At 65.8% G+C, this 12,967-nt stretch carries 12 protein-coding genes; 8 read left to right on the top strand and 4 right to left on the bottom strand.

All coding sequences use genetic code 11. The features are described 5' to 3' along the window. Positions 1 to 17 precede the first annotated feature (17 nt). On the bottom strand, positions 18 to 596 hold the full coding sequence (locus AC5P9P_RS19855) for a hypothetical protein (RefSeq protein ID WP_005414757.1): 579 nt from the start codon (positions 594 to 596) through the stop codon (positions 18 to 20). Beyond that, positions 596 to 2,362 carry a S8 family serine peptidase gene (locus AC5P9P_RS19860; RefSeq protein ID WP_495233054.1) on the bottom strand — a complete coding sequence of 589 codons (1,767 nt, stop codon included), beginning with the start codon at positions 2,360 to 2,362 and terminating at the stop codon, positions 596 to 598. The genes AC5P9P_RS19855 and AC5P9P_RS19860 overlap by 1 nt, the downstream gene beginning before the upstream one ends. A 249-nt stretch (positions 2,363 to 2,611) precedes the next feature. Between AC5P9P_RS19860 and AC5P9P_RS19865 the strand changes: the two genes are divergently transcribed. From AC5P9P_RS19865 to AC5P9P_RS19875, 3 genes are all read left to right on the top strand, one after another. Then, positions 2,612 to 3,022, top strand: a complete 411-nt coding sequence (locus AC5P9P_RS19865) for a hypothetical protein (protein ID WP_224481904.1) — start codon at positions 2,612 to 2,614, stop codon at positions 3,020 to 3,022. A 108-nt stretch (positions 3,023 to 3,130) separates the two neighbouring features. Continuing rightward, positions 3,131 to 3,571 carry a DUF2231 domain-containing protein gene (locus tag AC5P9P_RS19870; RefSeq protein ID WP_005411469.1) on the top strand — a complete coding sequence of 147 codons (441 nt, stop codon included), beginning with the start codon at positions 3,131 to 3,133 and terminating at the stop codon, positions 3,569 to 3,571. Continuing rightward, a complete protein-coding gene (locus AC5P9P_RS19875; RefSeq protein ID WP_049404428.1) occupies positions 3,564 to 4,874 on the top strand; it encodes a PQQ-dependent sugar dehydrogenase in 1,311 nt (436 codons plus the stop codon). Before AC5P9P_RS19870 ends, AC5P9P_RS19875 begins: the two co-directional genes overlap by 8 nt. 147 nt (positions 4,875 to 5,021) lie before the next feature. Here the strand turns inward: AC5P9P_RS19875 and AC5P9P_RS19880 are convergent, their stop codons facing one another. Further along, on the bottom strand, positions 5,022 to 5,672 hold the full coding sequence (locus tag AC5P9P_RS19880; protein WP_012481491.1) for an exopolysaccharide biosynthesis protein: 651 nt from the start codon (positions 5,670 to 5,672) through the stop codon (positions 5,022 to 5,024). 149 nt (positions 5,673 to 5,821) lie between these two features. Between AC5P9P_RS19880 and yidA the strand changes: the two genes are divergently transcribed. The 5 genes from yidA to AC5P9P_RS19905 all read left to right on the top strand — a co-directional run bounded on the left by yidA (position 5,822) and on the right by AC5P9P_RS19905 (position 11,553). Beyond that, positions 5,822 to 6,655, top strand: coding sequence for a sugar-phosphatase (yidA, locus tag AC5P9P_RS19885; RefSeq protein WP_495233055.1), 834 nt, complete (start codon positions 5,822 to 5,824; stop codon positions 6,653 to 6,655). A gap of 13 nt (positions 6,656 to 6,668) precedes the next feature. Then, a complete protein-coding gene (locus AC5P9P_RS19890; protein ID WP_049404433.1) occupies positions 6,669 to 6,956 on the top strand; it encodes a colicin immunity domain-containing protein in 288 nt (95 codons plus the stop codon). Between the two features lie 282 nt (positions 6,957 to 7,238). Continuing rightward, the gene (locus AC5P9P_RS19895) at positions 7,239 to 9,557 is read left to right on the top strand and encodes a TonB-dependent receptor (protein WP_049404436.1); all 2,319 of its coding nucleotides are present in this window, start codon (positions 7,239 to 7,241) and stop codon (positions 9,555 to 9,557) included. Positions 9,558 to 9,665: 108 nt separating this feature from the next. Then, the gene (locus AC5P9P_RS19900; RefSeq protein WP_049404437.1) at positions 9,666 to 10,052 is read left to right on the top strand and encodes a hypothetical protein; all 387 of its coding nucleotides are present in this window, start codon (positions 9,666 to 9,668) and stop codon (positions 10,050 to 10,052) included. A gap of 106 nt (positions 10,053 to 10,158) precedes the next feature. Then, entirely contained in the window at positions 10,159 to 11,553 is a 1,395-nt protein-coding gene (locus AC5P9P_RS19905; protein ID WP_049432266.1) for an alpha/beta hydrolase, read from the top strand. 3 nt (positions 11,554 to 11,556) lie between these two features. Here the strand turns inward: AC5P9P_RS19905 and AC5P9P_RS19910 are convergent. Continuing rightward, on the bottom strand, positions 11,557 to 12,967 hold a 1,411-nt coding region (locus tag AC5P9P_RS19910; RefSeq protein ID WP_495202133.1), incomplete at its 5' end, for a YifB family Mg chelatase-like AAA ATPase.

Genomic DNA, 12,967 nt, shown 5'->3' on the forward strand with positions numbered 1-12,967 from the left:
GGGCACCGCTCAACGCCTTACTTGGTCTCTTCCCACTGCACCACGTCCGGCTCGGTGGCGCGGATACCGGCGGTGGACAGCAGCCTGGTGGTCGCATCCAGTGCCGCGTTCACCGACGGATACTCCACGATGGCCTGGCCCGAAGCCTTCGACACCTTCACCACGGTGCCACCGGTGGCCGTAGCCGCGCGCTGGGCCGATGCCGCATCGGTGAAGAACACCTTGACCCGCGAGGTCGCCACCACCGGCGCTCCGTCGCGGGAGACCGCCGCCGCGAACTTGCCGGCACCGGCATCAGCAGGCGCGGCGGCTGCGCCATCCAGCGAACGCTTGGTACGCGAACTGGTGGTCGCCGCCGCCTGCGGGGTGATCGTGAACTGACCGCCGCTGGCCTGCTTCACGGTGGTCGAGGGAGACAGCTGGAAGCGCGTGCCGCCCACATCGAACGAGCGGCCGGTAGCGGACGCCTTCAGTTCCTGCGCATCCACGGTCGACAGGGTCCTGGCTGGAGGGGTCTGCCCCGAGCTCTGTGCCCAGGCAGGGGAGGTCATCGCCGCGAAGGCGAGCGTGCTCAACAGAATGGTGGTTTTCATCATCAGTGCCCCAGAACGCGGATCTTGAAGAATTCGAGGTTGCCGCGCGAAGCTGCGGTCGCGGCCTGCCCCATGTCGGTCACTTCCAGCGTCCAGGTGCCGCTGGCATTTTCATCCAGGAAGGCATTGCTGGACAGCAGGTCCCAGCTGGTGAAGTTGCTCTGCGCGCCACCCGTGCCCGAACCGATCGCGGTGAACGCCGGTTGCACCACGCTGCGGGTGCCGCTGGGCGACACCAGCACGAACTGCAGCTGGCGCGTGTTGCGGTGGTTGACCCGGAAGCCCAGCTGCACGCTTTCGATGTTGCGCGCGCCGTTGGCCAACTGGAAGGTCAGGCGTGCGGCGGCAGCCGAGGTGTTGCCGATGGCCACGGTACGCGTGGTGTTGCGCCAGCCGCTGTCGACCAGCGCACCGAGCGACTGGAAGTTCTCGGCCACCTGCACTGCACGTGCAGCGTTGACCACGCCGAAGCCATACCAGTTGCTGTAGGCACGGCCGGCAGCATTCACCGTCCAGCCCGGCACCAGCGTGCGCCCGTCGGCCAGTGTCACCGCCGGCTGGTTCGGGTGGTTGCGGGTGGCGGTGGTGGCCAGGATGTACTTCACATCGCGATAGGACAGGTTCGGATTGGCTTCCAGCACCAGTGCCGCCACGCCCGACACCATCGGTGCCGACGCGGACGTGCCGTTCATCTTGGCGGTGTAGTTGCAGGTGTTGTCGATGGCCGACAGGTTGCTGTCCAGCGTGTTCTGGCGGTTGGTGTTCTTGTTGCTGCCCTGCGCGCACCCGGTCACGTCGGTAGTGACGATGGCCGGGTCGTAGGCGCGTGCCACCAGGCCGGGCGCGTACTGCGCCTGCAGGCCGTACTCGCCACCAAAGGCCGACACCCACAGCGCCGAGCCGGTGGAGGAATACGACGAGCGCACGCCATCGGCGCGCACCGCGCCTACGGTGATGACGTTGAACAGGTTGTTGCGCGGGTCGCGGCCAGCCGGCACGCAGCCGGTGTTGCGGTTCTTGGTGTCGGCGGTGCAGACATCCTGGGTCTGGCTGATCGAGGCATTGTTGAAGTTGTTGCCGGCCGACTTCACGTAGATGCCGCCGCGGCCACCGCGCGTACCCGACAGGGCTTGCTCATACGAACGAATCGTGTTTTCGCTGTACGCCAACGGCAGGTTCGGATTGCCCGGGCCGGCGCCCCAGCTGTTGTTGAACACCTGCACGTCGGCCGACTCCGCGCCGTCCCACCAGGCGTACTCGATGTTGCTCTGCTGGTTGCCCAGGGCTGAGCGCGAAATCGGGTTGAAGCCCTTCAGCGTCGCCGCCGGGGCCACACCGCGCACGCCCAGGTTGTTGGCGCCCACCGCACCGGCGATGCCACCGACCATGGTGCCGTGGTTGTCGACATCCGGGTTCGTCGGGGTGGGGTTGTTCGAGCCATTGGTGAAGTTCTTGCCGGCCACCGCGGCCACGTTGGCCGCCAGGTCTGGGTGGGCGATCTGCAGGCCATCGTCGACGATGGCGATGGTGACGCCCTGGCCACGGATGCCATTGCGGAACAGGCCATCCACGTTCAGATCGTTGCCGGCCACTGGCAGTGTGCCGGCCGGGACCGTCTGACCGGTGTTGAGCAGGTGCCACTGGATACCCGCCAACGGATCGGCCTGTTGGGCCTGGGCGGTGGCGGCCAGGCTGCCCAGCACCAGGGCAGTGGCGAGGGCCAGGCGCGCAGAGCGCGGTGGCGCGGAGCGTTGCGTGTGTCGCTTCATACACGAATCCTTCTGTTGTGAATCGGCATGGCAGGACGGCGGGGCGGAACTGCCCCATCGCAACGAGCCAAACGCGACACAACGAACAACCCCCTACCTCTTCACACAAACAATCTGCGAATGTGCCAATTGCGTCACAAACGCTTAGTACGTCAGGTTATGACAGGGCATTCGAATGCCTTCACGCCATCTTCGCGCGTCTGCTTCGAGGGCCGGAAACGTGGTAATCACATGCAGATGAAGACACGCATGAAGAATGGACGCCAGCGTGCACGTGCGCGCGCAGACCAGACCCCGCTCTCGGTTGCCGCCATCCGCAAGGTGGTGCTGTCCGTGCATACGCGCAGCCACGACTATGGCGACGATGCCGATATCGCCGAGTTGCTGCCCGAGCTGGCCGCATTCGGCATCACCACGGTGAAACCGCTGCGGCTGTTGATGAAGAGGCACCGACGCGCGCTGCTGCAGGAGGAACGGATCGTCATGCGCCGCGCAGAGACGCTGCATCTGCGCACCGAGTGGCGGCTCGGTGGCATAGACGTGCATGCCAACACCAGCCGCTACGCCATCGGCGGCCTGGTCCGCACCAGCATGGAACACGAATTCGGCTTCGAGACGATGCTGCCCTTCCACGAGGTGCGCGAGGACGAATCCGCGTAGCGGGGTGCCTGCGCGGTGGGTGTGGCAGCCCCGCCGGGTATCATCGCGCGCCCTCACATCGCGCTGTGTTACTACAGCCCGTGCACCCTTCCGCATCGGAGCACGATGATGGTCAACCCTCTGGCCCAGGCCCATCGCGGCCTCGGCACCACGCTGTTCAGCCTGTTGAACCCGATACCCTTCGGCTTCTTCGTCGGTGCACTGATCTTCGACGCGATCTACCTCAACAGCGCCGAGGTGATGTGGGGCAAGGCCGCCGCCTGGCTGATCACCTTCGGCCTGCTGATCGCCATCCTTCCGCGCCTGATCAACCTGTTCGCGGTCTGGCGCCGCAACGGCACGGCCACCCGTATCGACCGCATCGACTTCTTCCTCAACCTGGTCGCGGTGGTGCTGGCCATCTGGAACGCCTTCGTGCACAGCCGCGATGCGTATGCCGTTGCAGTGCCGGGCACGATCCTGTCGGCGCTGACCGTGGCCCTGATCGCGCTGGGCCTGATCCTGCTGTCACTGCAGCCGCCGGTGCTGCAGGGAGGTCGTCATGGCTAAGCACATCCTGCCCACCGTCGCCGCCTTGGCATTGGCCGCTGCCCTGTCGGCCTGCGCCGGCAAGGCCGAGTACCATCCGGCCGACCAGTCGGGCCCGCAGCCGCCGCTGCCCAAGCCGGCCAACTTCCTGATGCCGCCGATGCAGGTGCCCAAGGGCGTCGGCTGGGCTGATGGACAGACCCCCACGGTGGCCGAAGGCCTGAAGATCGAGCGCATCGCCGCCAACCTGCAGCATCCGCGGCGGCTGCTGACCCTGCCCAACGGCGATGTACTGGTGGTGGAAGGCAACGGCCCCGGCGAAGAACCGGTCACCACGCCAAAGCAGTGGATCGCCGGCAAGGTGAAGGCGCGCTCGGGCAAGGCCGGCAAGGGCGGCAACCGGGTCACCCTGCTGCGCCGCACGCCGGGAACGAACACCTGGACCCAGCATGTCTACATCGAAGGCCTGCATTCGCCGTTCGGCATCCAGCTGATCGGCGACACGCTGTACGTGGCCAACACCGGCAACATCGTGCAGTACCACTACGTGCCCGGCGAAACCCGCATGTCCGACAAGGGCCGCGAGTTCACCGACCTGCCCAGCACCATCAACCACCACTGGACCAAGGAACTGCTGGCCAGCCGCGATGGCCGCAAGCTGTACGTGGGCGTGGGCTCCAACAGCAACATCACCGAAAATGGTCTGGCCGTCGAGTACCGCCGCGCAGTGGTGCTGGAAGTGGACGTAGCCACCCGTGGCAGCCGCATCTTTGCGTCGGGCATCCGCAACCCGACCGGCCTGGACTGGGAGCCGAGCACTGGCACGTTGTGGGCGGTGGCGAACGAACGCGACGAAATCGGTGCCGACCTGGTGCCGGACTACCTCACTTCGGTGAAGGAGGATGGCTTCTACGGCTGGCCCTACAGCTACTACGGCCAGCACGTGGACGAGCGCGTGCAGCCGCAGCGGCCGGACCTGGTGGCCAAGGCGATCACACCGGACTACGCCATCGGCTCGCACGTGGCACCGCTGGGCCTGTTGTTCTACACCGGCCAGGCATTGCCGGTGCAGTACCACGGCGGCGCCTTCATCGGCGAACACGGCAGCTGGGACCGCTCGCCGCTGAGTGGTTACGAAGTGGTCTACGTACCGTTCAAGGACGGCAAGCCGACCGGGCGGCCGCAGACCGTGGTCAGCGGCTTCGCTTCGAAGGACGAGAAGACGCTGATGGGTGCGCCGGTGGGCATGGCAATGGACGCCGAAGGCGCGCTGCTGGTGGCTGATGACGTGGGCGACGTGGTGTGGCGGGTGTCGGCCAAGTAGCTGTGTAGCGTCGAGCCATGGCCGAAGAACATCCGGTAGAGTCGACTGTCAGTCGACTCGCGCGCGCAGCGCGTGCTTCCCCGGTAAGCAGCGAAGGGCAGTCGACTCTACTCTGTCGACTCCGCCCTGCCGGTTCTGCCACCGGGTTCAGCGTGCTCGGAACCCGCTGAACACCGACTCGGCGGCAAACCCCATGCCACCCAGCAGCACGCCGAAATACACCACCGTGGCCACCACGAAACCATAACCGGCAGCCACCGCCGCACCATCGCGCTGGATGAAGCCGATCGCAAAGGACATCAGCGCCAATGCCGGCAGCGTGTTGCTGAAGGGAATCGGCCCGGCCGGCGCCATCAGCAGCAAGGTCGCGAACACCAGCATCAGGTTGTTCAGGCGCATCATCTTCTTCGAGCGCACCATCACCGCCAGCCGCATCGGCCGTGACAGCCGCTCCATGCGGTGCACCCATTTCAGCGCACGGCCGAGGTTGGCCTTCAGCTTGTCGGTGGCGATCTCGCGGCGCGCCAGCTTCTGCGGCACCCACAGCGGGCGGTTGCGCACCCGGCTCAGGCCGATCAGCAGGATCGAGGCACCAAACACCGTACTCAGCCCGGGAATCGACACCGGGATGATGAAGATGGCCGAGAGCAGGATCACGATCAGCAACAGGCCTTCATCGCCCAGCGCACTGAGCAGGGTGCCGACGCGCACCTGGTCGCCGGGCAGCTCGTCGATCATCTGCTCGATCTGCTGGGCCAGGGGGGCGCTGTCGTCGGTTTCGGGGGCACGGTAGGTCATGCGTCGCAAGCTTCTCCAGGGAAGGGCGGTCAGCGGGCCGTCCTGCGGTGGGGAACGCACAGGCTCCTGCAGTATCCCGGCCAACGTGGGCAAAGAGGTGAACCGGGCATGAGGGGGTAAACTGGCGTGCCCCGCATGAGTTGAACGCAATGGACATGGGCCGCAGGCAATCGACCATCGAACTGGTCGCCATCGACATGGATGGCACCCTGCTGGACCCGTCGCACCAGCTCACCCCACGCGCCAGGAAGGCCGTCGCGCAGGCGCGCGCGCTGGGCGTGCACATCGTGCTGACCAGTGGCCGCCCGGTTCCGGGCCTGGCGCCGTACCTGCACGAGCTCGGCATCACCGGCAACGACGACTACTGCATCGCCTGCAACGGCGGCCTGGTGCAGCGCATCGGCACGCGCGAAACCGTGGTCGAGTATCCGCTCAGCTTCGACGATTTCCTGTTCTGCGAGCAGGTGGCCCGCCAAGTGGGCGTGCACTTCCAGGCGCTGGACAGCCAGCGCATGTACACGCCCAACCAGGACATCAGCTACTACACCGTGGCCGATTCGCATCTCTCGCGGATGCCGCTGTCGTATCGCCGCGTGGAAGACATGGACCCGTCGATGTCCTTCATCAAGCTGATGATGATCGACGAACCCGACGTGCTGGATGCCGCCATCGCGCGCCTGCCCAGCGAACTGATCGAGCGCTTCGCGGTATTGAAGAGCGCGCCGTACTTCCTGGAAGTGTTCGACCACCGCGCAGGCAAGGGCCCGAGCCTGCAGAAGCTGGCCGAGCATCTGGGCATCGACCGCGCCAACGTGATGGCCATCGGCGACCAGGAAAACGATCTGACCATGCTGCAGTACGCTGGCACCAGCGTCGCGATGGGCAATGCCATCGATGCGGTGAAGGCGGTGGCGCGATTTGAAACCACCAGCAACGCCGATGAAGGCGTGGCGCGCGCGATTGAGCGCTTCGTTCTGCAGTGATCCGGAGCACATCATGAGCTGGACGTTGATGATGTTTGCCCAGTCCTTTGCCAACGAGCGGATGTCGGCGCAGGTCTTCTCCGAGTCCTACATCGAGCTGTGGAAGATCGAGCGGGATCTTGACGTGCTGGCTTTGGATGACGCAGCGCTTTCAACGTGCCTGTCCAGCATCTTCTGTGCTGCCGACATGTATTGCGACGAAGAGATGGATCGCCATCCGTATGAGATTGATGCCGCCCAGCTGCATGCTGCCGTTGTGGCTCAGATCGATGAGTGGAAGCAGTCCACGACTGCTATCTAGCCTGACTTGGATGTATACCTGCGTATAGCCAATACATCCCCATCGCCATCGGCGCTGTACCACGGCGCGGTGGCGAATTCGGCAGTGCGATGCAAGAATTTCGCACGTCGAAATCACCCCATCGAATCCCACGGCAGATGATCGTCTTCGTCTGCTGACCGGCGCGTACTGCGCCGTCGCTCCCTCAACGCAATCGCATCGCCAGCCAGGGCGCCGACACCGGTGCTGCAACGCGCTGGGCGTGCGCCTGCGCCGCGCTCTCCCTCCACCCTGGATCTGCCCATGAACACCCCACCCACGACGCGCCTCGCCCTGGCCATCATCGCGGCCATCACCGCACCTGCGTACGCCGCAGAAACGCACGATGCCGCGCACGACTCGCCTACTACCCTCAACGCCCTGCAGGTCATCGCCACACCGCGCGGTGCGGCCGTGGCACCGACCCAGGTGGTCGGTCCCAACCGCTACATCATCAAGGCCGAAGACCTCGACGCGATGGTCACCGGCAACAACGGCTTGGCCATGCTCAAGCAGGTGCCGGGCGCCAGCTACACCGCCACCGACGGGCTGGGCCTGGATATCTCGGCCACCAGCCTGTTCGTGCGCGGCTTCCGCATGAATGAAATGGGCATCACCTTCGAGGGCGTGCCGCTGAACGACAACGGCTTCCTCTCGCTTACCGGCACCAGCGTGGTGAACGTGGGCGTGCCCGATGGCATCGGCGCGATCACGGTCAGCCCCGGTGGCGCACCGGTCAGCGTGTTCTCCAGCAGCGTCAACGGCGGCAGCCTGGAGTACCGCCTGCGTGACCTGCAGGACACGCCCAGCCTGCGCTTGAAGCAGGGCGTGGGCAGCAACAGCACGTTGGTCACCACCGTATCCGGGCAGAGCGGCCAGCTCGGCGAGCAGGGCCCGAAAGTACTGGTCGACCTGCAGCGCGTGTCTGCCGACAAGTACCAGGGCGAGGGCACGCAGAACTTCCTGCGCGGCGACCTGAAGCTCCAGCAGGACGTCGCCTGGGGCGATGTCACCGTGTTCCTGTCCGACAGCAAGGCCAAAGTCTGGGGCTACAACAACATCTCCTTCGACATGATCCGCAAACTGGGCTGGAAGGCCGACATCTTCTATCCCGATTATGCGTGGGCGTGGTACGTGGCCTCGCCGGAGAATGCAGACAAGTCCTGCGGCGCCTACACCTGCGGCGAGCTGTCCGAACTGATTCCGTACGACACGGGCCAGACCACCCGCGACCGCGTGTCCTCGATCAATCATCGCTTCCAGATCACACCGGCGCTGCGCGGCAACGTGCAGCTGTACAACGCCAACAGCCACACGCAGGCCACGCTGACCGACCCGACCGTGCCATCGCCCAACGGTGCGCCGTTCTCCGAACAGGTGCAGACGCCACGCCTCAACCGGCTGGGCGGCATGCTCAACCTGCAGTTCGAGACCGGCGCGCACACCTTCACTGCCGGCTTCTGGCAGGAGAAGAGCAAGGCCGCGGCCAAGACCGAGTGGTACCAGCAGCCACTGCTGGGCGAGGGCCCGCCGCTGAAGGCCACCGGCCCGTTCGATGTGTATGGTCCCGCGTTCAAGACCGACAATGCATCGAGCTGGGTGACGCGCTCGCGCCAGTTCTACCTGCAGGACGACATCGTGCTGAACGACACGCTGAAGCTGGGGGTTGGCTTCAAGGCCGTGGACTTCCGCACCAGCGGCGGCGGCCTCGGCGATGCCAAGGACCGGCCGGTGAACGGCACGCTGCGCGCGAAGAGCAACTTCCTGCCGCACGTCTCGCTGTTCTGGAGCCCCACCGAATCCACCGATGCCTTCATCGACCTGGCCAATACCATGAACGGCTATCGCGTCGCTCAGCGCGGCAACATCGGTTACACCGCCTCGGCGTGGACCATCACCGACCAGGAAGAGTTCGACCGCGTGGCGGGTACCCTGCGTCCGGAAAAGAACTGGAACCTTACCGTGGGCGCATCGCACCGCTTCGACCGGCTGTCGATCACCGGCGATGTGTTCTACAACGACATCCGCAACCGCCTGTTGTCGGCTGCCATCGGCACCCAGTTCGCACAGATCAACACCGTGCGGTTGATGCCGAAGATGCACGTGATCGGTGCCGACCTCGGCATCACCGCCGATCTGACCGACCACCTGCAGTTCTACCAGGGCGTGGCCGTGGCCCGTTCGTACTACGACAGCGATTTCGTGGTGGGCGAGACGGTCTACCCGATCAAGGGCAACGCCCAGCCGGGTTACCCGCAGATCTCGCTGGTCAGCGACCTGTCGGCGCATTTCGGCGATTGGCGTTTTGGTGCCACCAGCACCTCCTACCTGCGCCAGCCCTTCACCTACGAGAACGACATCCGCGTGCCGACGTTCTGGCAGGTCAATACCTATGCCGCCTACCGCTTCGGTACGGACAGCGCGGTGCCCGGCCTGGAGCTGCGGCTGGACGTGAGCAACCTGTTCAACCGCCACAACATCGGCACCGCCACCATCGCCGGCTCGTCGTTCTCGGGGGATTACCAGACCCTGCAGCGCAGCGCGCCACGGCAGCTGATGTTCAGTACCTCGATGACCTTCTAGGTAGATCCACGCCATGCGTGGATGCACTTGGCGGCCCCCTAAACCCCACCGCCCCCCCCCCTTGGGCAATCAACAGGGATTTTCTGGCGGCGGCGCAAGGTTCCCACAATGTTGCTGGGTCATCCTGTCGGCATGGCTCAGTACAACCCGCGATCACCGTTGTTTGACATCCGGAGCCCGGGACGGCTCCGGCAGGCGCCGTCCGTGACGCCTGTGATCGACCTGGAGGCCGAGTACCAGTTCTGGCACGTCTACGAGCGCGTGGTCCGTCCGTTGCCCGGTGGGGGGCTGCGGCTGGCCTGGCTGGTGTGCCAGAAGGTGTACCGGGACCGGTGGCAGCACCCGGACGACAGCGACGAGGCGGCGTTGTCGCGGGTGCTGTTTGGCGGGAACATGACGGCTGACCGGGCGTCGGAGCTGGCGGAGCTGCACGCGCTGGTCAGCCGTCGGGTGGCGTTGCTGGCGAAGCGTGGCCGCGCGGTGCGCGCGCTGTAGTGACCGCTGCTGCGCATGCCTGGCAGCGCGCATGACTTCCGGGACTGACGGCCGCCCACACTGAGGCGCCATCGTTGCCTCCACTCCGCGCGACAAGGATGTCCCGATGCATCGTCTGCTGGTGTCGTCGTTGTTGCTGTGCCTGGCGCCCGTGATGGCAACGGCTGCCCCATCTGCGTCCGCACCAGCAGCCGTTGTCCATCCGTGTGAGGACGCATCGTCCTCGCCAGAGCTGCAGGGTAGCCTGTGTACCGTCGTGCAGGTACCGCTGCACCATGCCGCAGCCGATGGGCCATCGATTTCCCTGTTCCTGCGTCGGATTCCGGCCGAGGCGTCCACTACGCGCCGGGGCGAGGTCTGGCTGCTGTCCGGTGGGCCGGGCGAGTCGGGTGCCTCGCTGTACCCGCTGATCGTGACCTACCAGAAGGCCTTCCCCGGCTATGACCTGGTCATCCCCGATCATCGTGGCACCGGCCGCTCGGCGCGCATCTGCCCGGTGCAGGAGGCGCCGGACAGCGCCAACGGTACTGGACTGGCTGGAGCCGAGTGGGGGCCGTGTATTGGCGCCATGTATGCAGACATGGCGCGCACCACCGCCTTCTCCATTACCGAAGCTGCGCAGGATGTTTCCTGGCTGCTGACGCGGTACCGCCGCGAGGGTGAGGTCATCCTGTACGGCGTTTCGTACGGCACGCAGCTGGCGTTGCGTACGTTGCAGGTATCTCCGGTGCCGCTGGATGGGATGATCCTCGATGGACTGGTGCCTCTCGAGGACACGCAGGCATGGGACTTGAGCAGACGCACGGCACTGGTGGATGCGGTGGGCCGGCAGGTACTGGGCGCCGAAGGCATCGCCCACTACCAGGGCGTGCTGCAGGCATCGGAAACAGCCTCGTGGAAGGCTGCTGTGCCCGGAGGGGATCTGCGCCGCTTCCTGGGCGCATTGTTGAACTTCCCGGCGCTGCGCGACCGCATTCCTGGCATCGTGGACGATCTTGCGCACGATGATGCGTTCTCGTTGCGACAGGCTGTGGCAGATCACAGCACGGCACTACGCCAGATGGGGCAGGGCGGCAACAACCAGCCATCGCTGCCGTTGGTGATGTTGATTGCGACGTCTGAGAACAATGCACGTCCCGGATTGAGCAAGGCCGTGGTCGACGCGGAGGCCAAGGACGCATTGTTTGTCAGCCCCATTCCAGGCCTGCTGGTGGACAGCCCCGTTCCAACCTACGCGAAGGATACCGCGTTCGGAAAACGGCCTGCGGCGTTGCCGCGCACGCTGGTGATGCAGGGAACGCTTGACCCGAACACGTCCTATGAGGGTGCCAGGGATCACGCGGAAAGGTTGTCGCGTGTGGGATCGGTTCGATTCCACACCGTCGAGCGCGGCGCGCACCTGCTGGCGTTTACCGCGCCGCAGTGCTTTGCAGCGGCCACGGCGGCGTTTCTGGGCCATTCTGACGTGGCAGGCGCGTGTACTGAGCCGACGCAGCGCTGAGCGTCAGGGCGACGGCGCCGTTCCCCGGTCCAACTGCCGGTAACCAATAGCCTCAGCCAGATGCGCTGTCTGGATCACTTCGCAACCCGCCAGATCAGCAATCGTGCGCGCCACCCGCAGAATCCGGTGCATCGCACGTGCCGAAAGCTGCAGACGCTCGATGGCCTGCTCCAACAGATCCTGATCGGCCTCGCTCAGCTTCGTGCACGCCCGCAGCGCCGCTGGCGGCAGATGCGCATTGAGCGCGCCACGCGCCTGCTGCCGGGCGTGGGCGGCTTCCACCCGTGCGCGTACCGCAGCACTGGGCTCACCCAGCGGCGTACTCTCCCGCAGCTCCACCGCGTCCATCCGCGTCACGCCGATATGCAGATCGATGCGGTCCAGCAACGGGCCAGACACCCGCGCGCGGTAGCGATTGATCCGTTCGTCGCTGCACAGGCAACGATTGCTGCGATCACCGGCCCAGCCGCACGGGCAGGGATTCATCGCGGCCACCAGTTGGAACCGCGCGGGGTACTGCACGCTGCGTGCCGCGCGGGCGATGCGGATGTGGCCGGACTCCAGTGGCTCGCGCAGGGTTTCCAGTGCGCTGCGGTTCCACTCTGGAAGCTCGTCAAGGAAGAGGACTCCATGGTGGGCCAGTGATATCTCACCGGGGCAGGGCGGGTTGCCCCCACCCACCAGCGCCGCCGCACTGGCACTGTGATGCGGTGCCCGAAAGGGCCGCTGCCGCCACCGTCGCGGGTCCAGTCCTTCGCCACTCACCGATGCAATCGCGGCCAGCTGCAGCGCCTCAGTTTCTTCGGTATCCGGCAAAAGGCTGGGCAGGCGCGAAGCCAGCAGTGTCTTGCCGCAGCCAGGACTGCCGATCAACAACAGATGGTGCCCACCGGCGGCAGCCACTTCCAATGCGCGTCGTGCATGCGCCTGCCCGCGCACGTCGGCCAGATCGGGTAGTGGCAACGGTGTCGTGTCCACGCGTTCCACGGGCGGCAATAGGCGCGGATTGCCCAACCCGGCGCAGCACTCCAGCAGCGTACGCGCTACACGCACATCGGCGTGCTCGGCCAAAGCTGCCTCTGCGGCATTCCCTGGCGGTACCACCAGGATGCGACCGGCTTCAGCGGCGGCAATCGCGGCCGGCAGTGCACCGGCCACCGGCCGCAGCTCGCCGGTCAGCCCCAGCTCGCCCAGAAACTCGTATTGAAGCAGCGACTGTGGATCGACCTGGCCGCTGGCCGCAAGAATGCCCAAGGCAATCGCCAGGTCGTAGCGCCCGCCTTCCTTTGGCAGGTCGGCGGGCGCCAGATTCAACGTGATGCGCCGCTGTGGAAAGTCGAAGCGTGCGCAGAGCAGGGCGGCACGCACGCGCTCGCGGGATTCGCGCACGCTGGTTTCGGCCAGGCCCACGATC

The sequence above is a fragment of the Stenotrophomonas sp. YJH_SMC_14-1 genome (assembly GCF_059372275.1).